Below are 26260 nucleotides of genomic sequence, written 5' to 3'. Positions count from 1 at the left end.
CATTCGGGCGGTCGCTTGCCGTCCGGCGAAGGCGCCGATATAAGCCCGGCAACTCCGAACCACCGCATTCTTCCCCAAGGACAAGATTATGGCCATCGAACGCACTTTCTCGATCATCAAGCCCGACGCCACCGCGCGTAACCTCACCGGTGCGGTTAACGCCGTGATCGAGAAGGCGGGCCTGCGCATCGTCGCGCAGAAGCGCATCCGCATGACCAAGGAACAGGCCGAGACCTTCTATGCGGTCCACAGGGCGCGGCCGTTCTTCGGTGAGCTCGTAGAATTCATGACCTCGGGGCCCGTGGTGGTCCAGGTGCTGGAAGGCGAGGGCGCCGTCGCCAAGTACCGCGATGCGATGGGTGCGACCGATCCGTCCAAGGCGGCTGACGGCACCATCCGCAAGCTCTACGCAAAGTCGATCGGCGAGAACTCTGCGCACGGTTCGGACGCGCCGGAGACCGCCGCGATCGAGATCGCGCAGTTCTTCTCGGGCAACGAGATCGTCGGCTGATCCGTCAGCCGATAAGTTAAAGAGACACGGCGAAAGGACGTAGTGTGAACTGGCTCTGGCAGATCTTCGATCCCGCTACGATCGGGGCATTCTTCACCCAGTTTCGCAACGAGATGGCCGAACCGACCTTCTGGGTTGCGGTCGGCAAGATCATCTGGATCAATATCCTTTTGTCCGGCGACAATGCGCTGGTGATCGCGCTCGCCTGCCGCGGCCTCAAGCCGCGGCATCGGCTCTGGGGCATGATCTTCGGTGCTGGCGCAGCGGTGCTGCTGCGGATCATCTTCACGGGCATCGTCGCGAGCCTGATGGAGCTGCCGTACCTCAAGCTCGTCGGCGGTCTCGCGCTGATCGTGATTGCAGCCAAACTGCTGGTGCCGGAACAAGAGGACGAGGACGGCGTCGAGTCGGCCTCGCATCTGTGGCAGGCCGTGCAGATCGTCGTCGTCGCCGACATCGTCATGAGTCTGGACAACGTCATTGCGGTGGCTGCCGCCGCCAATGGCAGCGTGCCCTTGCTGGTGCTCGGTCTTGCCATCAGCGTGCCTCTGATCGTCGCCGGTGCGGCGCTGATCATGGCGCTGCTCACAAAGCTGCCGGTTCTGGTGTGGGCCGGCGCGGCGCTGCTCGGCTGGATCGCAGGCGAAGTGATTGCCACCGATCCCGCCGTTGCGCCGCGGCTGCACACGCTGTTCGACGGTCCGTTCGGCGCCTCGCTGGACAACATGCTCGGCGCGTTGCGCATCCCGCCGCAGTTCGCCCATGGTGGCGGGGGCGGCGAATATTTTTGCGCGATCCTCGGCGTCGTCGTTGTGCTGGTCGTCGGCACCATCTGGCGCCGACGCAGCCTCAGCGCGGCCGCGCTGGAGTCTTCCGAACGCCACGCCAAGGCTTCGGTTGAGTAAAAGGCCTTGGCTGAGCAATTCTCTAGCTAGCGCCGGACGATCGAGCCGGCGCGGTTGATCAGCCGGGCGAGCGCGCGGAAGCGGCTGCCGACGCGATCCGCGACGAGATCGCCGAGGCGATGCTCGAACACCAGCAACAGCTTGCGGCCCACGCTGCGGAAATGCGTCGCGGGCAAGACGCCCGGACGCGCCGCCGAGATCAGATGCGCGACGCGGAAGGCCGCGCCCAGCAGGCGGGCGCGTTCAAGCTGCGCCGGCGTCAGCAGTTCCTGCATGGCGACGGGCGGCTGGTTCTCTTCACTCAGGCCGGCGTAGCGATAGAACACGGACAGGCCGACGAACGCACGTTCGGTGTGGGTGATCGCGCCGAAATTGCCGTTGACGACGAGGCTCAGCGTCTGCTCGCCGCGATGATCGGGATGCACGCGCCAGCCGATGTCGGACAGCAGGCACGCGGCGTGGCGCAGGCGACGGTCCTCCTCGGTCTCGCGCAGCTTCACCACGCGTGCGAGGCGGTCGGTCCAGGCAATCAGCTCGCGGGCGTGTTTCGCCGAACGCGACAGCAACTGGTTCAGCTCCTCCGCCGCGCAAATCAGCCCGTCCTTGTTGCGCTCGGTTTCCGACAGCTTCTCGTGCAGCAGGCCCTCGCGCACGCCGAAGGTCGAGAACACGATCGTCTTCGGCTTCGCCACGCGGATGATGTGCTCGAGCACCAGCGCTGCATAGGTCAGGAGAGGGCGCCGCGCATCCGCGACGATCTCGATGTCGGCGAGCATGTCGACAGCCGCAAGACGACGCAGACGACGTGAGAAGTCGAGCGCCTCGGCAGCCGAGATCGAATAGCCGTGCATCACCTGGAGCGGATAGCCGCTCTGGATGATGTGGATGCGCGCGAGCGCGCGCCAGGTGCCGCCGACCGCGTAGAAGCTCCGGCCACTACCTGCCTTGAGTTGCGGCACCCCGTCGAGCGCCTCGCGGACGATGCGGTCGGCGCGTTTGAGAGATTTATGCGCGAGGTCCTGCAGCGCGAGGCCGCCGAGCGGCAGCGTCACGCCGCTGCGCACGCTGTTCTTGCGCACGTCGATCAGTTCGAGCGAACCGCCGCCGAGATCGCCGACGATGCCGTCGGGGTGATGGATGCCGGAGATCACGCCCAGCGCCGACAACCGCGCCTCGCGCGGGCCCGACAGGATCTCGATCTTCACGGCGCAGATGCGCTCGGCTTTGGCGATGAAGTCGGGGCCGTTGGAGGCATCGCGGCAGGCGGCGGTCGCAATCGCAAACACCCGTCCGACCTGCATCACCCGGCACAGCGCACGGAATCGCTTGAGCGAGGTCAGCGCCTTGTCGACGGCGTCGGGTGCGAGCAGGCCCGTGCTCTGCACCTCGCGCCCGAGGCCGCACAGCGCCTTCTCGTTGAAGATCGGAATGAGGCTCCGCGTCAGTCCCTCGTACACGACGAGGCGGACCGAGTTGGAGCCGATATCGATGACCGCGACGCTCGAGCCGCGCTTGCGCGGCCGCTTCACGTCAGAGATCCCGGATCAGGATTGATGACGTTCATTACGGCGCGTGAGGCGGCGCGGCGAGGATTCCTTGAGCGACTTACCACGGCCAGACAGACTCGGATTTGTCATGAAGTAGTTGTGAGCGTTGAAAGGCTCCTCGCCCTTCGCGGTCTTCATACGCGTTGAGGACCCGTCCGGCAACAATTGCCAGCTCTGCTCGTTGTCCTTGAGATTCGCGACCATGATCTGTTCGAGAACCTGCTGATGCACCGTGGGATTTTGCAGCGGACACAGCACCTCGACGCGGCGGTCGAGGTTGCGCGGCATCATGTCGGCCGAGGAGATATACACAGCCGCTTTCGCGCTCGGCAGGCCCTGGCCCATGCCGAAGCAGTAGATTCGGCCGTGTTCCAGGAAGCGTCCGATGATCGACTTGACGCGGATGTTCTCCGACAGGCCGGGGATGCCGGGCCGCAGGCAACAGATGCCGCGCACCACGAGCTCGACCTGCACGCCCGCCTGTGAGGCCTCGTAGAGTGCGTCGATGATGTCGGGGTCGACCAGCGCGTTCATCTTCATCCAGACCGCACCGGGCCGGCCGTGCCGCGTGTGCGCGGTCTCGCCCTGGATGTGCTCGATGATGCGTTTGCGCAAGGTCAGCGGCGACACCGCCATCTTTTCCAGATCGCTCGGCGCCGCATAGCCGGTGATGAAGTTGAACACGCGCGCAGCGTCGCGGCCGATGGTCGGCTCCGAGGTGAAGTAGGAGAGGTCGGTGTAGATGCGCGCGGTCACCGGGTGGTAATTGCCGGTGCCGGTGTGGACGTAGGTTGTCAGGCTGCCGCCCTCGCGGCGCACCACCATCGACAGCTTCGCGTGCGTCTTCAGTTCGAGGAAGCCATAGACGACCTGAACGCCGGCGCGTTCGAGATCGCGCGCCCAGCGGATGTTGGCCTCTTCGTCGAAGCGCGCCTTCAGCTCGATCAGCGCGGTGACGGATTTGCCGGCTTCGGCGGCTTCCACAAGCGCGCGCACGATCGGCGAGTTGCTGGAGGTGCGATAGAGCGTCTGCTTGATGGCGACGACGTCGGGGTCGCGCGTCGCCTGCTGGAGAAACTGCACCACCACGTCGAAGGATTCGTAGGGGTGATGGACGACGAGGTCCTTCTGCCGGATCGCGGCGAAGATGTCGCCGCCGTGCTCGCGCACGCGCTCGGGATGGCGCGGGACGTAAGGGGTGAATTCGAGATCGGGCCGGTCGAGGCGGGTGAGCTGCGAGAGCTCGTTCATGGCCAGTACGCCGTCGACCAGCAACACCTCGTCGTCGGCGGCCGACAGCGCATGCTGCACGAAGCTGCGCAGTTGCTCCGGCATCTTGGCGTCGATCTCGAGCCGGATCACCGACCCGCGGCGGCGGCGCTTCAGCGCGGTCTCGAACAGGCGGACGAGATCCTCGGCCTCTTCCTCGATCTCGAGCTCGGAGTCGCGGATGATGCGGAAAGCGCCCTGGCCTTGAAGATTGTAGCCGGGGAACAGGCGATTGATGAACAGCGCGGTGGCCTGCTCCAGCGAGATCAGCCGGACGACCTTGCCGTCAACCGGCAGGCGGATGAAGCGGTCGATCTTGCCGGGCATGCGGATCAGCGCGTTCATCTGCTTGCCGTCGGCGGCGCGCGTGAGCTGGAGCGCGATGGTGAAGCCGAGGCTCGGAATGAACGGGAAGGGGTGGGCCGGGTCGATCGCGAGCGGTGTCAGCAGCGGAAACACGTTGCTGAGGAAGTAGTCCTCGACCCAGGTTCGCTCCGCCTTGGTGACCTCCTTGCCCTCGACCAGAACGATGCCCTCGTTGGCCAGCGTGCCGCGCAGGTCGCGCCAGATCGCCTGCTGGTCGGAGGCCAGTTGCGAGACGGTCCGGTTGATAAGCGCGAGCTGCTCGGACGGCGTCAGGCCGTCGGGGCTGCGTTCGGCAATGCCCTCGCGCACCTGGGCCTTGATGCCGGCGACGCGGACCATGAAGAACTCGTCGAGATTATTCGCTGAAATCGACAGGAATCGCACCCGCTCCAGCATGGGGTGGCTGGCATTGACCGATTCCTCCAGGACGCGGCGGTTGAAATGCAGCCAGGAGAGCTCGCGATTGATGAATCGCTCGGGGCTCGATGCGATCGCCGGATGGCCCTCTGCTTCCGGAGCTTTTTCTTTAATTTCAACAGCTTGCGCAGAGTCCATCAGAAATCGATCCATCCAGTTCGCCCAAATTTGCGACTTATGCGCAAAACCGTCGGGAGCATGTGTTAGAGCGATGACGTTTCGATGACATTGATGTTCCGCTGCCGGGCCGCGTCAAGCCGCCTTGGTCAGACATCCCGCAGGAGCTCGGCGGCCAGGGCCCGGGTGACGGGACGGCCGAGGCGCAGGGCCTCGCTGTCCAGCAGCTCCACGGCCTGCCGGGCGGCGGCCGAGGACCGCTCCAGGCGGGTGGCGAGGTAGCTGACCACGCTCTCGTCCACGGCGAGCTGGCGGTCGGCGCAGAACTTGACGATCAGGCCGCGGAAGAGCTGATCGTCAGGCGGCAGCAGCGCGATGACAGGCACGGCGCGCAGCCGCGAACGCAGGTCGGGCAGCTCGATCTCGAGCGATGCCGGCATCTGGCGCCCGGCGAAGAGGACGTAGGCCTCGTCCTCGCGGGCCAGGTTCATCAGATGGAACAAGGCGCGCTCGTCAAATTCCCTGGCCTTGGGATCCTCGACCACCAGCGCGCCGGTGACGAGCGCACCCGGGACGGCTTCGGCGGTCAGCGCATTGGCGGTGGTCGAACGGGCGCCCGAAGCTTCGGCCCAGATCGCGGCGAGATGGCTCTTGCCGCTCCCTTCCGGGCCGGCCAGCCACATGATCCGGTTCGGCCATTCCGGCCAGGCGTCGATGAGGGCTACACCAGCGGCGTTAGCGGGGCCTTCGAGGAAATTGTCCCGGCTCAGGCTCTCCGCATGCGGAAGCGAAAACGCCAATTGTCGGGGATGAACGCGGCCTGGCACGCTTGCTTTGCTCCGTGCCGGCGTGCCGGCTTCGTTTGAGGAGATGCGACTAATCGAGCGGGAGTTGGCCTTTTGCGGGGCCGCATCCCAACTCATTGGCCTCGATAGTGCTAGTTGATAAGTGCTACTTGGCCTCGATCGTACTCATGTGCCGCAGCCACTCGACAAGATAGAGCGACACCGAGGAGAGCGTGAAGACCGTGACGAGGCCCATCAGGATTATATCATAAGGACCGGCTTTGAAGCCGAAGGCGAGGGCGGCCAGCACCAGCGCCGCGAATGCCACCTGGGCCACAGTGTTGAGCTTGGATACCCTCGAGGGCTTCATCTCGACAGGGCGGTCGAACAGCCACGAAACGATCACGGCGGCGACGATCATGATGTCGCGCGAGACCACCAGGATGACGATCCAGCGCGGAATCGCGCCCCAGATGCCCAAGGCCATGTAGATCGAGACCAGCAGCGCCTTGTCGGCGAGCGGGTCGAGCAAGGCGCCGAGCTCGCTCGTCATGTTGAAGCGCTTGGCAAGGAAGCCGTCGACCGCGTCGCTGATACCCGCGATCAGGAAGACGGCGAACGCCACCTCCATTTGGCTCGACACGATGGCCCAGACGATGATCGGGACCAGCATGATGCGGCCCAGGGTAATGATATTCGGAATACTCACGAAAGCGCTTCCCGGCACCCGGTCTGACCTCGAATCCGGCCCTTAGAGGCTGAACCGGTTGATATCTCTACATAGTATACGAAGGCGCGCCATGCGAGCCATTGCGCGTCCCCGGAATTCGACGTAACCAGCCGCAAACCCACTGGAAATCGGGCATGACCGACCGCAAAAACGGCCTCACTTACGCCGATTCAGGCGTCGATATCGACGCGGGCAACCGCCTGGTCGACCTGATCAAGCCGATGGTGCGCGCCACCGCGCGGCCCGGCGCCGACGCCGAAATCGGCGGATTCGGCGGCCTGTTCGACCTCAAGGCGGCGGGCTTCAAGGACCCCATCCTGGTGGCCGCGACCGACGGGGTCGGCACCAAGGTCAAGATCGCGATCGAGACTGGCCTGCATGGCGGGATCGGCATCGACCTCGTCGCCATGAGCGTCAACGACCTTGTGGTGCAGGGCGCCGAGCCGCTGTTCTTCCTGGATTATTTTGCCTGCGGCAAGCTCGATCCGGAGGCGACCGCCTCGATCGTCGCCGGTGTCGCCGAAGGCTGCCGCGAATCCGGCTGCGCTCTGATCGGCGGCGAGACGGCCGAGATGCCCGGCCTCTACAAGGACGGCGATTACGATCTCGGCGGCTTTGCCGTCGGCGCCGCGGAGCGTGGCACGCTGTTGCCGCGCAAGGACATCGCCGCCGGCGATGCCGTGATCGGGCTCGCCTCGTCGGGCGTCCACTCCAACGGTTTCTCGCTGGTGCGCAAGATCGTGGAACAATCCGGCCTCGGCTTCGAGGCGCAGGCGCCGTTCTCGCCCGTCATGACGCTCGGCGGCGCGCTGCTGACGCCGACGCGGCTCTACGTCAAATCCTGCCTGCGCGCGATCCGCGAGACCAGTGCGGTGAAGGGGCTTGCCCATATCACCGGCGGCGGCTTCACCGACAACATTCCGCGCGTGCTGCCGAACCATCTCGGCGTCGGTATCGACCTGGCGCGCCTTCCGGTGCTGCCGGTGTTCAAATGGCTGGCAGCTCAAGCCGGCATCGCCGAGCTCGAAATGCTGCGGACCTTCAATTGCGGGATCGGCATGATCGCGATCGTCGAGCCGGACAAGGTGAACGAGGTCATGCAGGTCTTCGCTGAGGCCGGTGAGACCGTGGCACAGCTCGGCACCGTGATCCCGGCCGAAGGCGAGCACCGCGTCGTCTATAACGGCCACCTCGACCTGGCGCTGTGATGAAGCGCCGCGTCGCCATCCTGATATCGGGGCGCGGCTCCAACATGGCCGCGCTGATCAAGGGCGCGGCCGCACCGGATTTTCCGGCGGAGATTTCCCTGGTCATCTCGAACAAGGCCGATGCGCTGGGGCTGGAAACGGCCAAAGCGCGCGGCGTGAAGACGCTGGTGATCGAAAGCAAGCCGTTCGGCAAGGATCGCGCCGGCTTCGAAAAGGTGCTGCAGGCAGCGCTCGATCAGCACGGCATCGAGCTGATCTGTCTCGGCGGCTTCATGCGCCTGTTCACGGCCGAATTCACCAAGGCCTGGTACGGGCGGATGCTCAACATCCATCCCTCGCTGCTGCCTTCTTTCCCGGGTCTCGACCCGCACGGCCAGGCCTTGCGCGCCGGCGTCAAGCTGTCTGGTGCGACGGTGCACTTCGTGATTCCCGAGACAGACGCCGGCCCCATCGTGATGCAGGGCGCGGTGCCTGTGAGCGACCACGATACCGGGGCCACGCTGTCGGAGCGCATCCTCGAGATCGAGCACCGCATCTATCCCGAGGCGCTGCGGCTGCTCGCGGCCGGCAAGGTCCAAATCGAGGGCGACGTCTGCAAGACGGCGGGCAGCGGGCCGTCGGAGAATTTTTTGATTTCGCCGGTGGCGAATTGAAGCGCTGTCGCGTTTCGTCGTCACAATTAAAAACCCCCGGCGGAGCCGGGGGCAACGTCATGATCTCTCGCGCAAAATCGAGTGAAATCAGGAAACCTTGAGGTTCTCCGCGGATGCTTTGCCGCGGTTCTCCACGAGGTCGTATTCAACCGCTTGGTTTTCGTTGAGGGTGGAAAGTCCCGCACGCTCGACGGCGGAGATATGGACGAACACGTCCTTGTCGCTGCCGTTCGGCTTGATGAACCCATAGCCCTTGGTCGGGTTGAACCATTTGACGGTGCCCTTTTGCGGCATCCTCAGTCTCCTCCGCTAGATACAAAAAAGACGCGGCCGCTTTTTTTCGCGTGCCACGCCACAAACGGGCTTCCGGAAGTCTGTTCGAGTCTTGAATCTCAATGTCGCGAAACGCACAGCCGAGCGCCAATTCCGATTGTGTCCGATATTGCAACATGAAAATCGCGCGTTAGCAAGCCGTGCGCGAATTTCAAGCCAGGGCCGGGCGAACAGGATTGCAATTTGCGACCTGTGGCCGTGGAACCACAATCCCGGGCAATAGCCTCGGCCATAGCGTGCCAACCCGTTGACCCTCCGTGACAGTTCGGAACAAATCGCCGCACGCGCCGCAGCTTGTGTTGCATTCCAGCGCCCCGCCACTCGCTTCGGGAAGGTCGTCATGTGCTGCACCTCGCAGCTCTCCGGGACACGGCAGACGATCGGGCTGGACCGCGTCCGCCGGATTGCGACGGCGATCGCCATGGCCTTTACATTCGTTGTGATGGTATCGGCCGCGACGCCCGGCTTCGCGCAAAGTCCGACGCCCACGCCGACCCCAACGCCGTTGCCGTCACCGGTTCCGATGCCGACCTCGACCAATTACGACCAGTCGGCCGGCAACAGCGCGCTCGATCTCGGCTCGAATTTCCTGGAACGGCTCGGCAACCAGGCATCTGGCGGCGTCAACCGGGCATTTCGGACCAATCCGGGCGGCGGCGGCGCGTCGACGGCCACGGAGGATCCGCGCTACCGCACCTGGTTCGAGGGCTACGGCATCTCGGTTCGGACCGATGCGCACGGCGATTTCGTCGGCGACAAGCGCAAGACGGTTGGCGGGGTCGCAGGCTTTGGCGCGCGGCTCGCGCCGGGTGTCAATATCGGCTTCTCCGTCGACCAGAGCCACACCGACATCGACGTGCCACTCGCGCTTCAGTCCGCGACGCTGGACCTGACGCAGCTCGGCTTCAGCGGCTCCGTCGACAAGGGCCCATGGACCTGGGCTTTCGCGGTGGTGCACGGTTTCGGCAAGGTCCGTTCCAGCCGGGATACCGGCCTGGGCTTTGCGACTGCGGGTTATCGCGCCGCAATCGACGGCGCGCTGACCGAGATCAGCTACTACTGGACCCAGGACCAGATGCGCATCGTGCCCAAGGGGGCCCTGGAATATGTCCGCGCCACCAGCGCCGCGTTCCAGGAGGCCGGCGGCCTCGATTCCCTCAATGTCGGCTCGACGGCGCTCTCACGCGCGCGCGTCATGATCGGGGCCGAGATCGGGCGCTACTTCATCTTCGAGCAGAAGATCCTGGACCTGTCCGCCTACGGCAAGTTCGTCGACAATTTTTATCAGAACCTGGGATCGGTGCAGGTGAGCCTCGGGACCCAGAGCATTGTCGTGCCCGGCATCGGCGAGAGCCGCTACGGCATGGATGCCGGCGCCTCCGCCTCGCTCAGCCTGACCAACACTGCGCGGCTCTACGTCAATTACGACGGCAAGTTCCGCAACGAGCTGACGTCGCACCAGGGCACGCTCGGCTTCGAATATCGGTGGTGAGGCGAAGCCTGCCTGCATCCGCCCGGAGCATGATCCGGAAAAGTGCGGAGCGGTTGTTTGAAAAGGTCATGCCCAAGCTTCAGGTCGGCGTTGCCGCGATATATCCCGTCAATCCAAAGCCCTCGCGCGCGGCCGTCATCATCGGCACCAGTGCGTTCGGGTGGATGAACTCGTCGCGGAAACAGGGATGCATCTTGGGATCGAAGATTTTCTTCAGCCAGTCGACCACGATCTTGTGGCGCTCGGAGGTGCGAAACTCCTTGTGATAGGTCAGCCAGAGATCGGCGTGGTGGCTGACGCCGAGATCGACGGCAACGAGCGGGGCGCCGAGCGCGATCGAGACCGTCGGCAGGAACCCGATGCCGGCGCCGCGCTCCACTGCATAGAGCACGCCGACCGATGAGTTGGTCTTGATCCCGACGATGCCCTCGAGCGACTTCAGTCCGAGCACGCGGGCGTAGGCGCCGTCATCGACCTGCGGCGCGTTCTGCTTGATGATGCGGTGGTTCTTCAGCTCGGCCAGGCCCGCCGGGACGCCGTAGAGGTTTTCGTACTCCTTGGAGACGAACGGATAGATGTGCAGACGGCCGAGCTTGGCGACGATCAGATCCGGATTGGTCGGCGGCTCGAGCTGGATCGCGATATCGGATTCGAGCCGCGCGACGTCGGCCTGCTCCATCGCGCAGCGCAGGTCGACGGTGATCTTGCGATAGGTCTTCTGGAAGTCGATCAGTCGCGGCAGGATCCAGAAATTGCCGGGGCCTTCCGTCACCGCGACGCGCACGGTGCCTGACATGTCGTTCGACGATCGCGAGGCACGCCGGAGGACGTTGAAAGCATGACGCTCCATCAGCGCCACGTCGGCGATCATGGCGCTGCCTTCGTCGCTGAGCGTGAGCCCGCTCTGGTCGCGCAGGAACAGCTTGCAGTCGATGCTCTCTTCGAGCCGGTCGATCCTGCGCATGAGGGTCGTGGAGGTGAGCCCGAGCTCCTCAGCGGCGTTGCGAAAGCTTTTATATTTTGCGCAAGCTAAAAATAATTTCAAATCGTCCCAGGACGCATCCAGGGCTTCTTCACGGTGCTGCATCATAGCAGCACCCCGGTGCAATAACTGCTGCATACTCCTGATCCCCAGCCGCTAAGCTCTTCGCGATAGCGGGGCACGAAAGCCGCGGACGATAAAGGGGTGACATAGGTATGGAAAGGGGCTCGTTTGCCGCAAGGCATGATTTCGACGCGCTGCCGCTCAGTCCGGATGTCGACGTCCGTTGCGCCCAATTTTCCGAAATTGCCGCGCTTTCGCAGATGGCGCACCGGCTGGTGCCGGGCGTTCGGATCGGGACGGCTGAGCTTGCAAGATACTTCACCTTCGATCCCGAGAGCATCCTGACTTTCAGCCGGAAGGGCAACCTCGTCGGCGGCATGGCCTTCCTGTTTCTGAACGAACGCGGCCACGATGCGCTGCTGCTCGACGAGATCTGTCTCACCGCGCCGGAAACGCGCCATCTCGCTTCTGCGAAGGAGGACGTTTCTGCCATCTACATCTGGGCGATCGCGGCGACAGGGCGCGGCGTCGCCGGTCTCGGCAAGGCCGCAGCTCATCTAAGACAGCTAAGGTTTCGTAACGCGGATTGCTATGCGCAGCCGTCAACCGTGGCCGGACGCGACATCATGAAGGCGACCGGCTTCGAGCCTGTTCCGAGCTTCCAACCCGACCTCTGGTGCTACGAGCGCCCCTGGCATCGACAACCCATGCGCATGCCCGGCGCGATCATCCAAGCAAGGAGTTTTGCAGATGCACGGTACTAGGATTCCTCTCGCGAAGCCCGACTCCCGCGCCATCACCATTCGCCTCGCACGCGATCTCAGCGATCTCATGCTGGTCACCTCGATCCGCTCAGCCGTCTATCTCGCCGAGCAGGATTGCCCGTTCGATGAGGAGTTCGACGGCAACGACATGGTCGCCGCGCATTTCATCGGCTATGTCGGCAACGAGCCTGCCGGCTGTCTGCGGGTGCGGTTCTTCGGCGATTTCGCCAAGGTGGAACGGCTTGCGGTGCGGCATCAATATCGGCGCTCGCGCGTCTCGTTCAAGTTGGTACAGGCGAGCGTCGACTATGTGAAGCGCAAGGGCTTTCGCAAGATCTACGGCCAGGCGCAGGACCGTCTGGTCGATTTCTGGGCCCATTTCGGCGCCAAGCCGCTCGGCCACAATCGCAAGGTTACCTTCTCCGACTTCTCCTACACGGAAATGCTGCTGGAGATCGAACCGGGTCCGGACGCGATTACACTGGACAGCGATCCCTATGTGATCATCCGTCCCGAGGGCGATTGGGACCGGCCGGGCGTGCTCGACGCCTCGGCAGGACGAGCCGTGACGTCGCCGCTGCGGGACGTCGCGCTCGCTGGCCGTTGAAACCAGTGCAGCTGCGCGCAAGATCATGCTGGCTTCCATCACCGACGATCCGCCAATCCTGGTCTGCGCGGATCTCCAGATCGAATATCTGACCCCTGGACGTCGCCACGTCATCCTCGACGGCGAGGTTGCGACGGGGCGTTGCCTGGAACTGCTGACGCTGTGGCGCGACAATCTCTGGCCGGTGATGCATTTGAAGCGCATCGCTCAGGCAGCCTGGTTCAATCCGGCATCCAGGCTGACCGATTGGATCGCGGACGCGAAGCCGCGGCCGGGAGAAATGACATTCGAGCACCCGCTGCCGTCGGCCTACAGTTCGTCGCGGTTCGTGGACTACATGTCCAATATCCGCAATGTGCGTTGCGTGCTCGCAGGCTTTTCCCTGGACGAAACCATCCTGGCCACCGCTGTCGACGGGTTTCACCGCAGCCATCGCTACCAGGTGGCCGCCGATGCGGTGGCCTGCCGCCAGCCGGGAACTGGCGACGCCGCCGCCTACAAGCATGCGGTAGTGAATGTGATCGGGAATTTTGCTACAATCCAGTCCAGCGCCGAACTGATCAGGGCCAGCGGCGCCGTTGCGGTGTAGACGGCCGCGATCGGCGGATGGAGTGGGACATTGTCACGGGGAGATCAGCTCAAGGAGCTGGCAAGCGACCTGTCGCATGCCGCCGAGGCGGCGCGCCGTCTTGGTCTGTCCACGACGGTATATCTGCTGTCGATGGCGCTGGTGGAAGTACGGGAAGCCACTGCCGCCGATGGCGATGGGAATGACGACGGCGCGGCGTGAGCGCTGCCCCGTGCAGCTGCCCGATGTGCGGCTTTGTGCAACGCTGCTGAGCGCTTGCCGCCGACGAATTGGCGTTGCAAGTTTTGCGTTGCCGCAATAGCCAAGTGACTGGATCATCGAGTGATGACGCTGGCCGCGCCGGCGACGTGACGGCTTTCAAGGATTCTCGCAAATGTCCATGCTGCCCAATTCGCAAGAGGCCCGGGATGTGGCCTACCAGCTCCATTCCTACACCAATGCGCGCGCCCATCAGCAGGCGGGTCCCCTGGTGATCGAGCGCGGCGAGGGCCCTTACGTGTTCGACGCGTCGGGCAAGCGCTATTTCGAGGCGATGGCAGGCCTGTGGAGCGTCGGGCTCGGCTTCAACGAGAAGCGGCTGGTCGAGGCCGCGCACAAGCAGATGCTGGCGCTGCCGTTCTACCATACGTTCTCCGCCAAATCGCACGGGCCCTCGATCGATCTCGCCGAGAAGCTGGTGGCGCTCGCGCCGGTGCCCATGAGCAAGGTGTTCTTCACCAATTCCGGCTCGGAGGCGAACGACACCGTCCTGAAGTTGATCGCCTATCGCTCCAACGCGCTCGGCCAGCCGCAGCGCAAGAAGGTGATAAGCCGGATGCGCGCCTATCACGGCGTCACTATCGCGTCCGCCAGCCTCACCGGCCTGCCGAACAACCACCGCTCATTCGACCTGCCGCTGCCGAACATCCTGCACACGGGCTCGCCGCATTTCTACAAGGACGGCGCGCCCGGCGAGAGCGAGGAAGCCTTCGCGACACGGCGGGCCGAGGAGCTCGATGCGCTGATCCAGAAGGAAGGCCCGGACACGATCGCGGCCTTCTTCGGCGAGCCGGTGATGGGGGCGGGCGGCGTCATCGTGCCGCCGGCGACCTATTGGGACAAGATCCAGAAGGTTTTGAACAAGTACGACATCCTGCTGGTCGCCGACGAGGTGATCTGCGGTTTTGGCCGCACCGGCAAGATGTTCGGCTGCGAGACCTATGGCATCAAGCCTGACGCGATCGTGGTCTCCAAGCAGATCACCTCGAGCTATTTCCCGCTGTCGGCGATTCTGCTGAACGAGCGCATGTTCGAGCCGATCGCGGACGAGAGCAACAAGATCGGCGTGCTCGGCCACGGCTTTACCGCGGGCGGTCATCCGGTCGGCTCGGCGATTGCGCTGGAGAATCTGAAAATCATCGAGGAGCGCGGCCTGGTCGCGCATGCCGCCGAGCTCGGCGGCTACATGCAAGCCAAGCTGCGCGAACTCACCAGCCATCCGCTGGTCGGCGAGGTTCGCGGCGTCGGCATGATCGCTGCGATCGAATTGGTACTGGATAAGGGGCGCAAGACCGCAGCGGCGACGCCCGGCGCCGTTGGCGGCATGGCCAGCCGCATGCTGCAGGAGCGCGGCGTGATTTCGCGCAACATGCTGGACGCCATCGCCATCTGCCCGCCGCTGATCGTCACCAAGGCCCAGATCGACGAGCTGATCGCAGCGATCTCAGGCGTGCTGGATGACATGAAGCCGGAAGTGGCGAAACTGACGCCGGCGTAGGCTCTCGCTTCGTACGGCGTTCGGTCTAACACCGTCACCCCCGCGCAACGGCGAAGCCGTTGTCGCTGGAGGTGCTCGCCCCTTTGGCGAGCCTCGAAGGGCGACGGCCCGACTGCGGCAGCGGGGCCGTGCATCCTTCGAGGCTCCCCGTGCGATGCTTCGCACCGCGCGCCTCGCACCTCAGGATGACGGTGCAACACTGTTTTCGCGTTGGCAGTTAGCGACTTGCCTATTCCGCCCGCTGAACCCCGATCACGCGGCCTTTCTCGACCGCCAGCGCCAGCTCGCCGCGCTTCAGTTTCAGTGCGGCTTCGCCGAACAGTTCGCGGCGCCAGCCGCGTAGCGCCGGCACGTCGGCCTCGTCGCTGGCCGCGATCTCCTCGAGATCGTCGACGGTCGCAATCACCTTGCTGGCGACCGCATGGCGCTCCGCGGTCATCCGCAGCAGCACCTTCAACAGCTCCACGATTGCGGCGCCATTGTTGTTGTTGCGCGGCTTCTCCAGCTTCGGCAGCGTGGCGGGATCCCGCGCCAGCCCGCGCTCGACCGCTGCGACGATGTCCGCGCCCCATTTTGATTTCTCGAAACCCTTCGGCACGGAGCGCAAGTTTGCGAGCTTTTCGATCGTGTTCGGCGCGTGGGTCGCGATGTCGCTGACTGCCTCGTCGCGCAGCACGCGGCCGCGCGGCACGTCGCGGCTCTGCGCCTCCTGCTCGCGCCAGGCGGCGACCTCCATCAGGACCGCAAGGTCCTTGGGCTTGCGCACCCGCGTCTTGAGCCGTTCCCAGGCGCGTTCGGGGTGGAAGTCGTAGGTCTTCGGCGAGGTCAGGACCTCCATCTCGATGGAGACCCACTCGCTGCGGCGGCGCTTCTTCAGATCGGCATCGAGCGCGGCGAACACGTCACGCAGATGCGTGACGTCGGACACGGCGTAATGCATCTGCTCCTTGGTCAGCGGCCGGCGCGACCAGTCGGTGAAGCGGTGGGTCTTGTCGGGCCGGTGGCCGGCGACCTTCTCGACCAGCGCGTCGTAGGCGATGCTGTCGCCGTAGCCGAGCACCATAGCCGCGACCTGCGTGTCGAACACCGGGTGCGGAATGATGTTGGCCTGGTGCCAGATGATCTCGATGTCCTGGCGGGCGGCGTGGAACACCTTCAGCACGCCCTCGTTGGCCATCAGCTCGAAGAACGGCTTGAGGTCGATGCCCTCGGCGAGGGTGTCGATGACGATCGCTTCCTCAGCGCTGGCCATCTGCACCACGCACAGCAGCGGGTAATAGGTGGTCTCGCGCAGGAACTCGGTATCGACTGTTATGACGGGGTGCTTGGCCAGCCGGCTGCAGGCAGCCGCAAGGTCAGCGGTGGTGGTAATCAAATCCATGAACGGCCCATGACAAGTCCATCAGCCGTTCTGCCGAAAGCGCTGTGATGTCAAGGGGCTCTAAGCGAATTCGAGCCTTGCATTTGGGCCGGAATCGCATTTTCCGACGATAATCCTATTCGTAACGGACCCGGCGCGAGGGTTTTCGGGCGCAAGGCAGTGCCACCACGACCACGCACATGGCGACCAGCGCCAGTCCCAGGAACTCGAAAACCAACAGATCCATGGCAAAACCCCTCGGAAACATTGCTAAACTTGTCCGGGGCGAATTGAGGGTCTGTTAATTCTCGTGGTTACCGGCGGCGGGCCGGGCCGGATGGTGGACGCGGGGTTAACGGGACTTGAGGCCCACGATCACGTCACGACCGCGGCGGCATCGGCGATCGCCTCAAGATCGTCGAGCCTCAGCCTGCCTGAAGGCATGATCTCGCGTGGAGGCCGGTCTGTTTGCGGAAACAGCCACGGCCGGACACGCCCCCGCATCATAGATTACGCCTTCGGCTAACTAATCCACCCTACCGAATTGAACGTCCTCACGTCCCGCAGAACGTCTGCAACACCCGTTGGTCCGGCAGCGGCGGATCGGCGTAGGCCGCGTACTCGGGCTGGTCCTCGTAGGGCTTGGCCAGCACCTTCACCAATTCCTCGAACGGCGCGTAGTCGTCGTTGTTCACCGCGGCCTGGATCACGGCTTCGACGCGGTGGTTGCGGGGAATGAACATCGGGTTGACGGCGTGCATGGCGGCTTGCCGCTCGGTTGCAGACTGCGGCTCCAGAGCCGTGCGCTCGTGCCAGCGGTTGGCCCACTCGTCGAAGGCTGTGGGGTCCGTGAACTGCGCGCGCGCGGCATCCGCAACGAGACTGCCAGCGGCGTCGCCCAGCTTGCGGAAGGTGAGGGTGAAATCAGCCTGGTTCTTCGCCATCGCATCCAGCAGGTCCTGGATCAGCGCCTCGTCGCCGTCGCGCTCGGTGAATAGCCCGATCTTCCGGCGCAGGCCTGCCTGATAGGCTTTGCTGAAGGTGTCCGGAAGTGCACCAAGGATCTCCTGCGCCTGCTCGATCGCCTTTTCCTGCTCTTCACCAAACAGCGGCAACAGGCATTCGGCCAGCCGGGTCAGATTCCACAGCGCGATGCGCGGCTGGTTGGCATAGGCGTAGCGGCCCATCTCGTCGATCGAGGAAAACACCTGCGCGGGATTATAGGCGTCCATGAAGGCGCACGGACCGTAATCGATGGTCTCGCCGGAGACGGAGCTGTTGTCGGTGTTCATCACGCCGTGGATGAAGCCGACCAGTAGCCAGCGCGCGACCAGGTCGGCCTGGCGCGCGACGACACCGGCGAGCAGTGCGTGGTAGGGCCTATCGACGCCAAGCAGCTCCGGATAGTGCCTGGCGAGGACGTGGTCGGCGAGCTGGCGGATCGCGTCGGCGTCGCGGCGGACGGCAAAGAACTGGAAGGTGCCGACGCGGATGTGGCTCGAGGCCACGCGGGTCAGCACCGCGCCGGGCAGCGCGGTCTCGCGAATGACGTGCTCGCCGGTGACGACGGCGGCGAGCGAGCGGGTGGTCGGAATGCCCAGCGCGAACATCGCCTCGCTGACAATGTATTCGCGCAGCACCGGCCCGAGCGCGGCGCGGCCATCGCCGCGGCGGGAAAACGGGGTGGGGCCCGAGCCCTTGAGCTGGATGTCGCGGCGGATGCCGTCTTTGTCGATGACCTCGCCGAGCAGGACCGCCCGGCCGTCGCCGAGCTGTGGGACGAATTGCCCGAACTGGTGGCCGGCATAGGCCATGGCGATGGGATCGGCTCCGTCAGGAACCGTCTTGCCCGCCAGAATTTCGGCGCCTTCGGGCGTCTCCAGCACATCCGGATCGAGCCCAAGCTGGACCGCCAGCGGCCGGTTCAGCTTGATCAGCCGGGGCGCTGCCACCGGCGTCGGTGCGACCCGGGCGAAGAAGCTGTCCGGCAGCGCCGAATAGGAGTTCTGGAACGGGAAATGGACTGTCATGGCCTCAAGATAGGCGTGGAACGCCTGATGGCAAAGGCTTGAGCCCAGATTGACCAAAAATGGACACTTCCAGCCGAAAACAGGGCGTTCCCTTGGTTGCCGCCTTGGGCCCCGTCGGGTAAACCCTGCCGCAACTTTGGACCGGCCGTTTTCGGCGGTCCGATTCGATCCTCCGACATTGATTTTGGGACGACCATGCATCGCTACCGGTCACATACATGCGGCGCGCTCCGCGAGAACAACATCGGCGAGACGGTCCGCCTTTCAGGCTGGGTCCATCGCGTTCGCGACCATGGCGGCGTGCTGTTCATCGACCTGCGCGACCATTACGGCCTGACCCAATGCGTGGTCGACCCGGACTCGCCGGCGTTCTCGCAGGCTGAAAAGCTGCGCTCGGAATTCGTGGTACGGATGGACGGCAAGGCCCGTCGTCGCCCCGAAGGCACCGACAATGAGGATCTGCCGACGGGCAAGATCGAGATCTATGTCAGCGAGATCGAGGTTCTGGGCCCGGCCGGCGACCTGCCGCTGCCGGTGTTCGGCGAGCAGGAATATCCCGAAGACATCCGCCTGAAGTATCGCTTCCTCGACCTGCGCCGCGAGAAGCTGCATCAGAACATCATGACGCGCGTCGAGATCATCAAGTCGATGCGCCGGCGCATGGAGGGGCAGGGCTTCTTCGAGTTCAACACCCCGATCCTGACCGCGTCCTCGCCGGAAGGCGCGCGCGACTTCCTGGTGCCCTCGCGCATCCATCCGGGAAAATTCTACGCGCTGCCGCAGGCGCCGCAGCAGTACAAGCAGCTCTTGATGATGTCGGGCTTCGACCGCTACTTCCAGATCGCGCCCTGTTTCCGCGACGAGGACCCGCGTGCCGACCGTCTGCCCGGCGAGTTCTACCAGCTCGACGTCGAGATGAGCTTTGTCACGCAGGAAAACGTCTTCGCGGCGATGGAGCCTGTCATCACCGGCGTGTTCGAGGAGTTCGCCAAGGGCAAGCCGGTGAGCAAGAACTGGCGTCGGATTCCGTTCGCCGAGTCGCTGCGAAAGTACGGCAGCGACAAGCCGGACCTGCGCAACCCCATCGAGATGCAGGACGTCTCCGAGCATTTTCGCGGCTCGGGTTTCAAGGTGTTCGCGCGCATGCTCGAAGACCCCAAGAACCAGGTCTGGGCGATTCCCGCGCCGGGCGGCGGCTCGCGCGCCTTCTGCGACCGCATGAATTCATGGGCGCAGGGCGAAGGCCAGCCGGGCCTCGGCTACATCATGTGGCGCGAGGGCGGCGAGGGTGCCGGTCCGCTCGCGAACAACATCGGGCCCGAGCGCACTGCTGCGATCCGCGCGCAGATCGGCACCAAGGAAGGCGATGCCGCCTTCTTCGTCGCCGGCGATCCCGACAAGTTCTGGAAGTTTTCAGGGTTGGCCCGCAACAAGGTCGGCGAGGAATTGAACCTCACCGACAAGGAGCGGTTCGAACTGGCCTGGATCGTCGACTTCCCGATGTACGAGTACAACGAGGAGGACAAGAAGGTCGACTTCTCGCACAACCCGTTCTCGATGCCGCAGGGCGGCTTGGAAACGTTGAAGTCGCAGGATCCGCTGACCATCAAGGCGTTCCAGTACGACATCACCTGCAACGGGTACGAGATTGCCTCGGGCGGCATCCGCAACCACGTGCCGGAAGCCATGGTGAAGGCGTTCGAGATCGCCGGCTATGGCGAGCAGGAAGTGGTCGATCGCTTCGGCGGCATGTACCGCGCTTTCCAGTACGGCGCGCCGCCGCATGGCGGCATGGCCGCGGGCGTTGACCGCATCGTGATGCTCTTGTGCGGCACCAACAATCTGCGCGAGATCTCGCTGTTCCCGATGAACCAGCAGGCCATGGATTTGCTGATGGGCGCGCCGTCGGACGCCAGCACCAAGCAGCTCCGCGATCTGCATGTGAAGGTGAGCCTGCCGCAGAAGTGAGGCTGTCTCCGCAATGACGCCGACAGAGCTGCGCCTCGTTTCCCTACAGCCCCGTCGACGCCTCGATATTGAACTGCGCCAGCGTGCCCTCCGGGTCGGCATTGAAGAGCTGCATCAATTGCATCAGCGGCACCTTCGCGCGCGGCGTGACTTTGACGACGAGCGTCTGGCCCGGCGTTTCGATGAAGCTTGCGACCGCATCCACTGCCGTGCCTGCCTCCGGATTGGCGGCGGCGATATCTGCTCGGTAGGCTTTGACGCTGTCGACGAGTGTCTGGCGCGCGGCGTCGCGGCTGACATTTCGCCCCCGTGCATTCTGCGTCGCCGCGGAATCGACGAAACCATTGTCGCGCACTGAGAACTCGAGCGCGACAGCCTCAATCCGGGCCGCTTGACCCATCAGTTGGGCGGGATCGGTCGAAAACACTTCGCGCGGTACGTTGCTGAGCGCGATACGCAATTGCACTTTTGCGATCCCGATGTCGAGGGTCGCGGGCGTCAGAACGAAGCTGTTGGACTGTTCTGTCCACGCCGCGCCGAGATCGAGGTCGATCGCGAGCTTGTCGATCCCGCTGAGCATCAATGTAATCTGCTTCGGGTCGGACGGATCGGTGGGCATGACCATCTTGGCGACCGCATGTACCTTGCTCGGGATCGAGCCGATCATCTGTCCCCAGTCCGGGCTGAGCGTGTCGATCGTGACCAGCTTCTTGGTGTTTTTGTAAGGCGCCGACACGCCCTTGATCTCTGCGCCCGCGAGCACCCGGAACAGATCCAGCATCTGATCCGGCGAGGGGGGCTGTCCGGGATGGGTGAGGCTCGCCGCCCAGCGCATCAGGTTCGCGATGCTGAGCGATTTGAGTGCGAAGCGCTCCATCTTGATTTGCCCTTGCGGCGTCGGCGCCTCGAGACCTTCGAGCGCGAACTCGCCCTCCTGGTATCTGATGGCCCTGAGCCGGGGCGTCCCTTGCGGGGTCGTCATCGACATGGTGCCGATCTCGATCTTGCCGACGCGAAGGCCTTCATAGAAACCAGCGAGCTTTTCCAACATCTCGCGCGATTGCGCCGGCGTCGGCGGGACCGAGCTGTCCGTCGGCAGCAGCGCCAGGATCTCGGCCGGCCGGAATTTCGATGGTTGCACCGCCATGTCGGTGATGGCGACCCCATCGACCTGCATCCGGATGCCGAGCGTCGACGTCACGACATAAGTGCCGCTGGATATCTTTCCGTAGACACGATGATAGCTATCGTCGTTGGCCTTCAGCGGATCGAGCGCGGCAGCGATCGCGGTAGAATCGAAATCATTGATGATGATGTCGGACAACTCGCCGGTCAGCTTGTCCGCCTTGCCCGGCTGCGACACGTTGATCGTGAAACTGGCGCGCTCCGCCTTGATCGCGGCGATCTTGCCTTGGCCGAGCTTCTGGATCGCGAGACCCGAATAGGCGACCTCGCCACTGCCTCCGGTGCTTTTGCCCGCATCGAAGGCGACTGCGAGGGTAGGCGCGATGACGGAAGAAGCCGTCACGTTTGCGTATTGATCGAGCACGAAACGGTACATGTCGATCAGGGAGCCTGACGTCGGCGCGTTCTGAGCATGAATTGGACCGACGTAATCCCGTATGGTCAACTGCGGGATCTTGTAGGAGACTTTCAGCTTCCCCGGGCCGACCTCGTCCAGCGCGACTTCGAAGCCCGAGATATCGATACTGTCGGCCGCGAAGCGCGTCTCCTCGACCTGGCGGATGCCCACGCCCTTGATGGCGGCGATCTTGACATGAGCCTGCGGCTGCTTGGCAGGCTCAACCGCGATATCCTCGATAGTCAACGTCCGGTTCGTCAGATCGAACGCCACCTTGCCGTGGCTCGCCTTGCCGCCACCGGAGCGGATCTGCTCGAAGGCCGCCTCGATCTCGGCGGTGACGCGATGTTTTGCGTAGAGGCTGAAGCCGAACCATCCGCCCGCGGCCACCACGGCCACAACGATCAGGCCGATCAGGATTCGCTTCATTCCCAGCTCCAGTTGCCCGCGTTGCACTACGCAACCTGCCATATTCGCAAAGCAACGCGCGGTCTAGGGAAAGCTAGCGCTATCAGATATTTGACCGCGCGCCCTGTTGACGGGGCCGCAATCGGATGTTGCCACCGGGGCGCCCGCCGTGCTTCATCCCGTTTCCATGACCCGGAAATACCACCGGAAGGCGGGCCGGTCAGGACAACGTAGTTTGAGGCCGGTAACGCGAGGCGAGACACCGCATGTCGTCTTATTCCGATGATCTCCACCAGGCGGCGCTGGCCTATCACCGTCTGCCGCGCCCCGGAAAGCTCGAGATCCAGGCGAGCAAGCCGCTCGCCAACCAGCGCGACCTCGCGCTTGCCTATTCTCCAGGCGTCGCCGCCGCCTGCATGGAGATCGCCAAGAACCCGGCGGAAGCGGCGACGCTGACGATCCGCTCCAATCTGGTCGCCGTGGTCTCGAACGGCACCGCCGTGCTTGGTCTCGGCAATATCGGCCCGCTGGCCTCGAAGCCGGTGATGGAGGGCAAGGCGGTCCTGTTCAAGAAATTCGCCGGCATCGACGTGTTCGACATCGAGATCGCCGCCGACACTATCGATCGCGTGGTCGAGACCGTGGCCGCGCTCGAGCCGACCTTCGGCGGCATCAATCTCGAGGACATCCGCGGACCGGAGTGCTTCGAGATCGAGGCGCAGCTCAAGGAGCGCATGAAGATCCCGGTCTTCCATGACGACCAGCACGGCACCGCGATCATCGTTGCCGCCGCCATCACCAATGGTCTCAGGCTGAACGGCAAGAAGCTGTCCGACGTCAAGATCGTGGCGTCGGGGGCAGGGGCCGCCGCGATCGCGACGCTGAACCTGCTGGTGTCGATGGGCGCGCAGCGCAAGAACATCTGGGTCTGCGACATCGACGGCCTCGTGCACGAGGGCCGCAACACCACGATGGACCGCTGGAAGGCGGTCTATGCGCAGAAGACCGACAAGCGCACGCTGGCCGACGTGATCGGCGGCGCCGACATCTTCATCGGCCTGTCGGCACCGGGCGTGCTCAAGCCCGAGATGGCCAAGGCGATGGGCGACAAGCCCCTGATCATGGCGCTCGCGAACCCGACGCCGGAGATCATGCCGGAAGAGGCGCGCAAGGCGCGCCCTGACGCCATGATCTGCACCGGGCGCTCGGACTATCCGAACCAGGTCAACAACGTCCTGTGCTTTCCCTTCATCTTCCGCGGCGCGCTCGACGTCGGCGCCACCGCGATCAACGAGGAGATGAAGCACGCCGCCGTGGAGGCGATCGCACAGCTCGCGCGCGAGGCGCCGTCCGATGCGGTCGCGCAAGGCTTTGACACCGGCGAAACGCAGGGTTTCGGACCGGGCTCGCTGATCCCGAGCCCGTTTGATCCCCGATTGATCCTGCGCATCGCGCCGGCGGTGGCGAAAGCGGCGATAGAATCGGGCGTTGCGACCCGCCCCATCACGAATTTCGACGAATACACCGCGCTGCTCGAGCGCTTCGCCTTCCGCTCCGGCCTCGTCATGAAGCCGATGTTCGCCAAGGCCAAGACCCAGCCGGTGCGCGTGATCTACGCCGAAGGCGAGGACGAGCGCGTGCTGCGCGCCACGCAAGTGGTGCTGGAAGAGAAATTGGCGACGCCGATCCTGGTCGGACGTCCGTCGGTGGTCGAGGCGCGCATCAAGCGCTTCGGCCTCTCGATCAAGGCCGGCAAGGACTTCGACCTCATCAATCCCGAGGACGATCCGCGCTACCGCTCCTACGTGCAGTCCTATGTCGAGGTCGCCGGCCGCTGCGGCGTCACGCCGGATGCGGCGCGCACGGTGGTGCGCACCAACAACACCGTCATCGCCGCGCTCGCGGTGGTGCGCGGAGAGGCCGACGCCATGCTCTGCGGCGTCGAGGGCCGCTACATGAGCCATCTGCGCCATGTCCGCGAGATCGTCGGGTTCTGCCCGGGGATCAGCGACTATGCGGCGCTGGCGCTGCTGATCACGAGCAAGGGCGCCTTCTTCATCGCCGACACCCAGGTGCGGCCCAATCCGAGCGCCGAGGAGCTCGCCGAGATCGCTTCGCTCGCGGCGGTTCACGTCCAGCGCTTCAACATCAAGCCGAAGATCGCCTTTGTGTCGCATTCGGATTTCGGCAGCTACGACACGGACTCCTCGCGCAAGATGCGCCGGGCAACCCAGCTCCTGAAGGAGAAGCATCCGGAGATCGAGGCCGACGGCGAGATGCAAGGCGACACCGCCCTCTCAGCCGCGGCGCGAAAAATGGTGCTGCCGCACTCCAAGCTCGAGGGTGAGGCCAACATCATGATGATGCCGAGCCTCGACACCGCCAACGTCGCCTATCAGATGATCAAGTCGCTGGCGGACGCGCTCCCCGTCGGCCCGATCCTGATCGGCCCGGCGCGCCCGGCCCACATCCTCACCCCGTCGGTGACGGCACGTGGCATCCTCAACATGACCGCGGTGGCCGTGGTCGAAGCGCAGGAGCGCGCGGCCCGGCAGCAGCCGACGTTGTTTACCTAAGGCGAACTGAAGCGCCGCCGGAGGTGCAATCCCTTCTCCCCTTGTTGTGGGAGAAGGTGGCGCGAAGCGCCGGATGAGGGGAAGTTCGTGCGCGGGGCTATTTTTGAATTACTTGCAGTTAGCGATTTCCCCGTTTGTAAACCGGCGAATGACTCTTCATAATCGCTCGGTGCTTTCGTCAACGTTGCGATTTCAGAAAGCCTGAGCCAAGAGGCCGATCATGCCAGCGTTCGTGACTTTCGGGCGAATCCTGTTCGCCGTGCTGTTCATCTACACGGGCGCGGCAAGACTGTTTGCCATGCAGGCGACGGTTGATTTCATCACCGCCAAGGTCGTGGTGCCCGAGATGATCGCGCCTTACGCCAAGCAGATCGAGACGGCGACGGCCATGTCCACGCCGCAACTGCTGGCGATCGCGGTCGGCGTGCTCGAGATCATCGCGGGGGTGATGATCGCGCTGAATTTCGGCGCGCGCTTCTTCGCGATGCTGATGATCATCTATGTTGCGGTCGCGACCTTCCTGTTCTACGACTTCTGGAACCAGGCGGCGCCCGAGAACGCCACGATGCTGGTTGACGCGCTCAAGAACCTCTCGATCATCGGCGCGCTGTTCATGATCATGGGCTACGGCCGCGCCACGCGTCCGGCCGAGGCGGCCTACGGGGACGTGTGAGGCTAAACCACCTACGTCCTACGCCACGGCGTGACGGTCACGTCATGCGCCGCATCGAGCAGATACGGCGTGCCCGGCTTCATCCCGTGTGACGCAAGCACCTCGTGCGGGGTCCGCGCCGGTACATCCACAAAACAGCCTTCGCCGCCGGGCAGCCGCAGATGGGGGGCTTCCGACAGCCAGAACGTGTCGTAGCGGTCCATGAACATGTCGAACACGACGGGGCCGCCGATGATCGCGATGGTGCCGGAGGCGACATCGGCGAAGGCGCAGGCCTCCTCGAAGCGCGCATGATCCGGATTCCACAATGTCGCGTTCGGCATCTCGGGATCGACGGTCAGAGCCTTGATCTTGCGGGTCAGGATCAGGCGCTTGCGCTTGGGTGAATTCGGCTGCTGCTCGTGGGAGTGCCGGCCGTGCACGACCAGCGCGGCGCGATCGAGCGCCTGTTCGAAGAACAGCTTGTCGCCTTCGAACTTCAGGCTGTCTGGCATGACGTGCGCCGGATCGGCGAGCATGCCGTCCGCGGAGACGATGACGTAGCCTTCGAAGCGGAAAGACAATTGCCG

The 26260-nt window shown here is 64.2% G+C and carries 23 protein-coding genes and 1 pseudogene; 13 read left to right on the top strand and 11 right to left on the bottom strand.

Going from position 1 to position 26260, the window contains the following annotated elements:
• The first annotated feature begins 88 nt into the window (after positions 1 to 88).
• A complete protein-coding gene (ndk, locus tag ABIB06_RS33505; protein ID WP_354053020.1) occupies positions 89 to 511 on the top strand; it encodes a nucleoside-diphosphate kinase in 423 nt (140 codons plus the stop codon).
• 44 nt (positions 512 to 555) lie between these two features.
• Positions 556 to 1416: a TerC family protein gene (locus tag ABIB06_RS33500; RefSeq protein ID WP_354053018.1), complete on the top strand. Its 861-nt coding sequence runs from the start codon at positions 556 to 558 to the stop codon at positions 1414 to 1416.
• 26 nt (positions 1417 to 1442) lie between these two features.
• Here the strand turns inward: ABIB06_RS33500 and ppx are convergent, their stop codons facing one another.
• The 4 genes from ppx to ABIB06_RS33480 all read right to left on the bottom strand — a co-directional run bounded on the left by ppx (position 1443) and on the right by ABIB06_RS33480 (position 6626).
• On the bottom strand, positions 1443 to 2945 hold the full coding sequence (ppx, locus tag ABIB06_RS33495) for an exopolyphosphatase (RefSeq protein WP_354069909.1): 1503 nt from the start codon (positions 2943 to 2945) through the stop codon (positions 1443 to 1445).
• A 15-nt stretch (positions 2946 to 2960) separates the two neighbouring features.
• Positions 2961 to 5153 carry an RNA degradosome polyphosphate kinase gene (locus ABIB06_RS33490; protein ID WP_354053027.1) on the bottom strand — a complete coding sequence of 731 codons (2193 nt, stop codon included), beginning with the start codon at positions 5151 to 5153 and terminating at the stop codon, positions 2961 to 2963.
• A gap of 128 nt (positions 5154 to 5281) precedes the next feature.
• The gene (locus tag ABIB06_RS33485; protein WP_247346372.1) at positions 5282 to 5959 is read right to left on the bottom strand and encodes a P-loop NTPase family protein; all 678 of its coding nucleotides are present in this window, start codon (positions 5957 to 5959) and stop codon (positions 5282 to 5284) included.
• Between the two features lie 124 nt (positions 5960 to 6083).
• Positions 6084 to 6626, bottom strand: coding sequence for a CDP-alcohol phosphatidyltransferase family protein (locus tag ABIB06_RS33480; RefSeq protein WP_247346374.1), 543 nt, complete (start codon positions 6624 to 6626; stop codon positions 6084 to 6086).
• Positions 6627 to 6781: 155 nt separating this feature from the next.
• Between ABIB06_RS33480 and purM the strand changes: the two genes are divergently transcribed.
• Both purM and purN read left to right on the top strand, forming a co-directional pair.
• Positions 6782 to 7855, top strand: coding sequence for a phosphoribosylformylglycinamidine cyclo-ligase (purM, locus tag ABIB06_RS33475; protein ID WP_354053016.1), 1074 nt, complete (start codon positions 6782 to 6784; stop codon positions 7853 to 7855).
• On the top strand, positions 7855 to 8508 hold the full coding sequence (gene purN, locus ABIB06_RS33470; RefSeq protein WP_354053014.1) for a phosphoribosylglycinamide formyltransferase: 654 nt from the start codon (positions 7855 to 7857) through the stop codon (positions 8506 to 8508). Before purM ends, purN begins: the two co-directional genes overlap by 1 nt.
• An 87-nt stretch (positions 8509 to 8595) precedes the next feature.
• Here purN and ABIB06_RS33465 read toward each other — a convergent pair whose 3' ends face one another.
• A complete protein-coding gene (locus tag ABIB06_RS33465) occupies positions 8596 to 8802 on the bottom strand; it encodes a cold-shock protein (RefSeq protein WP_148752975.1) in 207 nt (68 codons plus the stop codon).
• Positions 8803 to 9181: 379 nt separating this feature from the next.
• Here ABIB06_RS33465 and ABIB06_RS33460 point away from each other — a divergent pair, with 379 nt between their 5' ends.
• Positions 9182 to 10333, top strand: a complete 1152-nt coding sequence (locus ABIB06_RS33460; RefSeq protein WP_354053012.1) for an autotransporter outer membrane beta-barrel domain-containing protein — start codon at positions 9182 to 9184, stop codon at positions 10331 to 10333.
• A gap of 79 nt (positions 10334 to 10412) precedes the next feature.
• On the opposite strand, the gene ABIB06_RS33455 is transcribed toward ABIB06_RS33460, so the two are convergent.
• Complete coding sequence (locus ABIB06_RS33455) at positions 10413 to 11453, bottom strand: LysR family transcriptional regulator (RefSeq protein WP_354053011.1); 1041 nt, start codon at positions 11451 to 11453, stop codon at positions 10413 to 10415.
• Positions 11454 to 11530: 77 nt separating this feature from the next.
• Between ABIB06_RS33455 and ABIB06_RS33450 the strand changes: the two genes are divergently transcribed.
• The 5 genes from ABIB06_RS33450 to ABIB06_RS33430 all read left to right on the top strand — a co-directional run bounded on the left by ABIB06_RS33450 (position 11531) and on the right by ABIB06_RS33430 (position 15094).
• The gene (locus tag ABIB06_RS33450) at positions 11531 to 12142 is read left to right on the top strand and encodes a hypothetical protein (protein ID WP_354053009.1); all 612 of its coding nucleotides are present in this window, start codon (positions 11531 to 11533) and stop codon (positions 12140 to 12142) included.
• Positions 12129 to 12749, top strand: a complete 621-nt coding sequence (locus ABIB06_RS33445; protein ID WP_247443457.1) for a GNAT family N-acetyltransferase — start codon at positions 12129 to 12131, stop codon at positions 12747 to 12749. The genes ABIB06_RS33450 and ABIB06_RS33445 overlap by 14 nt, the downstream gene beginning before the upstream one ends.
• Before the next feature lie 25 nt (positions 12750 to 12774).
• The gene (locus ABIB06_RS33440) at positions 12775 to 13338 is read left to right on the top strand and encodes an isochorismatase family protein (protein WP_354053007.1); all 564 of its coding nucleotides are present in this window, start codon (positions 12775 to 12777) and stop codon (positions 13336 to 13338) included.
• Between the two features lie 30 nt (positions 13339 to 13368).
• Positions 13369 to 13539 carry a hypothetical protein gene (locus tag ABIB06_RS33435; protein WP_247346393.1) on the top strand — a complete coding sequence of 57 codons (171 nt, stop codon included), beginning with the start codon at positions 13369 to 13371 and terminating at the stop codon, positions 13537 to 13539.
• A 172-nt stretch (positions 13540 to 13711) separates the two neighbouring features.
• A complete protein-coding gene (locus tag ABIB06_RS33430; RefSeq protein WP_247346405.1) occupies positions 13712 to 15094 on the top strand; it encodes an aspartate aminotransferase family protein in 1383 nt (460 codons plus the stop codon).
• A gap of 229 nt (positions 15095 to 15323) precedes the next feature.
• Here ABIB06_RS33430 and rnd read toward each other — a convergent pair whose 3' ends face one another.
• From rnd to ABIB06_RS33415, 3 genes and pseudogenes are all read right to left on the bottom strand, one after another.
• Positions 15324 to 16475, bottom strand: coding sequence for a ribonuclease D (gene rnd, locus ABIB06_RS33425; RefSeq protein WP_247346408.1), 1152 nt, complete (start codon positions 16473 to 16475; stop codon positions 15324 to 15326).
• Between the two features lie 366 nt (positions 16476 to 16841).
• Positions 16842 to 16952: pseudogene (locus tag ABIB06_RS33420) on the bottom strand (LysR family transcriptional regulator); the annotation flags it as partial.
• A gap of 56 nt (positions 16953 to 17008) precedes the next feature.
• The gene (locus ABIB06_RS33415; protein ID WP_354053005.1) at positions 17009 to 18484 is read right to left on the bottom strand and encodes a protein adenylyltransferase SelO; all 1476 of its coding nucleotides are present in this window, start codon (positions 18482 to 18484) and stop codon (positions 17009 to 17011) included.
• Between the two features lie 195 nt (positions 18485 to 18679).
• Between ABIB06_RS33415 and aspS the strand changes: the two genes are divergently transcribed.
• A complete protein-coding gene (aspS, locus tag ABIB06_RS33410) occupies positions 18680 to 20452 on the top strand; it encodes an aspartate--tRNA ligase (protein WP_354053003.1) in 1773 nt (590 codons plus the stop codon).
• A 43-nt stretch (positions 20453 to 20495) separates the two neighbouring features.
• On the opposite strand, the gene ABIB06_RS33405 is transcribed toward aspS, so the two are convergent.
• Positions 20496 to 22463: an aq_1923 C-terminal domain gene (locus tag ABIB06_RS33405; protein ID WP_354053001.1), complete on the bottom strand. Its 1968-nt coding sequence runs from the start codon at positions 22461 to 22463 to the stop codon at positions 20496 to 20498.
• A 245-nt stretch (positions 22464 to 22708) separates the two neighbouring features.
• On the opposite strand from ABIB06_RS33405, the gene ABIB06_RS33400 reads away from it, so the two are divergent.
• Positions 22709 to 25018, top strand: a complete 2310-nt coding sequence (locus tag ABIB06_RS33400; protein ID WP_354052999.1) for an NADP-dependent malic enzyme — start codon at positions 22709 to 22711, stop codon at positions 25016 to 25018.
• Positions 25019 to 25238: 220 nt separating this feature from the next.
• On the top strand, positions 25239 to 25691 hold the full coding sequence (locus ABIB06_RS33395; RefSeq protein WP_354052997.1) for a DoxX family protein: 453 nt from the start codon (positions 25239 to 25241) through the stop codon (positions 25689 to 25691).
• Positions 25692 to 25702: 11 nt separating this feature from the next.
• Here the strand turns inward: ABIB06_RS33395 and ABIB06_RS33390 are convergent, their stop codons facing one another.
• Positions 25703 to 26254: a dihydrofolate reductase family protein gene (locus ABIB06_RS33390; protein WP_247443467.1), complete on the bottom strand. Its 552-nt coding sequence runs from the start codon at positions 26252 to 26254 to the stop codon at positions 25703 to 25705.
• Positions 26255 to 26260: the final 6 nt, after the last annotated feature.

This window comes from Bradyrhizobium sp. LB8.2, assembly GCF_040548035.1.
Lineage (GTDB): Bacteria > Pseudomonadota > Alphaproteobacteria > Rhizobiales > Xanthobacteraceae > Bradyrhizobium.
This window is presented reverse-complemented; position numbering and strand designations above follow the sequence as displayed.

Bases quoted from the DNA above. Each gene is read 5' to 3' on its own strand.
- ndk (WP_354053020.1), top strand. From the start codon at position 89: ATGGCCATCGAACGCACTTTCTCGATCATCAAGCCCGACGCCACCGCG.
- ABIB06_RS33490 (WP_354053027.1), bottom strand. From the start codon at position 5,153: ATGGACTCTGCGCAAGCTGTTGAAATTAAAGAAAAAGCTCCGGAAGCA.
- purM (WP_354053016.1), top strand. From the start codon at position 6,782: ATGACCGACCGCAAAAACGGCCTCACTTACGCCGATTCAGGCGTCGAT.
- purN (WP_354053014.1), top strand. From the start codon at position 7,855: ATGAAGCGCCGCGTCGCCATCCTGATATCGGGGCGCGGCTCCAACATG.
- ABIB06_RS33465 (WP_148752975.1), bottom strand. From the start codon at position 8,802: ATGCCGCAAAAGGGCACCGTCAAATGGTTCAACCCGACCAAGGGCTAT.
- ABIB06_RS33460 (WP_354053012.1), top strand. From the start codon at position 9,182: ATGTGCTGCACCTCGCAGCTCTCCGGGACACGGCAGACGATCGGGCTG.
- ABIB06_RS33455 (WP_354053011.1), bottom strand. From the start codon at position 11,453: ATGCAGCAGTTATTGCACCGGGGTGCTGCTATGATGCAGCACCGTGAA.
- ABIB06_RS33450 (WP_354053009.1), top strand. From the start codon at position 11,531: ATGGAAAGGGGCTCGTTTGCCGCAAGGCATGATTTCGACGCGCTGCCG.
- ABIB06_RS33445 (WP_247443457.1), top strand. From the start codon at position 12,129: ATGCACGGTACTAGGATTCCTCTCGCGAAGCCCGACTCCCGCGCCATC.
- ABIB06_RS33440 (WP_354053007.1), top strand. From the start codon at position 12,775: ATGCTGGCTTCCATCACCGACGATCCGCCAATCCTGGTCTGCGCGGAT.
- ABIB06_RS33430 (WP_247346405.1), top strand. From the start codon at position 13,712: ATGTCCATGCTGCCCAATTCGCAAGAGGCCCGGGATGTGGCCTACCAG.
- rnd (WP_247346408.1), bottom strand. From the start codon at position 16,475: ATGGATTTGATTACCACCACCGCTGACCTTGCGGCTGCCTGCAGCCGG.
- ABIB06_RS33415 (WP_354053005.1), bottom strand. From the start codon at position 18,484: ATGACAGTCCATTTCCCGTTCCAGAACTCCTATTCGGCGCTGCCGGAC.
- aspS (WP_354053003.1), top strand. From the start codon at position 18,680: ATGCATCGCTACCGGTCACATACATGCGGCGCGCTCCGCGAGAACAAC.
- ABIB06_RS33405 (WP_354053001.1), bottom strand. From the start codon at position 22,463: ATGAAGCGAATCCTGATCGGCCTGATCGTTGTGGCCGTGGTGGCCGCG.
- ABIB06_RS33400 (WP_354052999.1), top strand. From the start codon at position 22,709: ATGTCGTCTTATTCCGATGATCTCCACCAGGCGGCGCTGGCCTATCAC.
- ABIB06_RS33395 (WP_354052997.1), top strand. From the start codon at position 25,239: ATGCCAGCGTTCGTGACTTTCGGGCGAATCCTGTTCGCCGTGCTGTTC.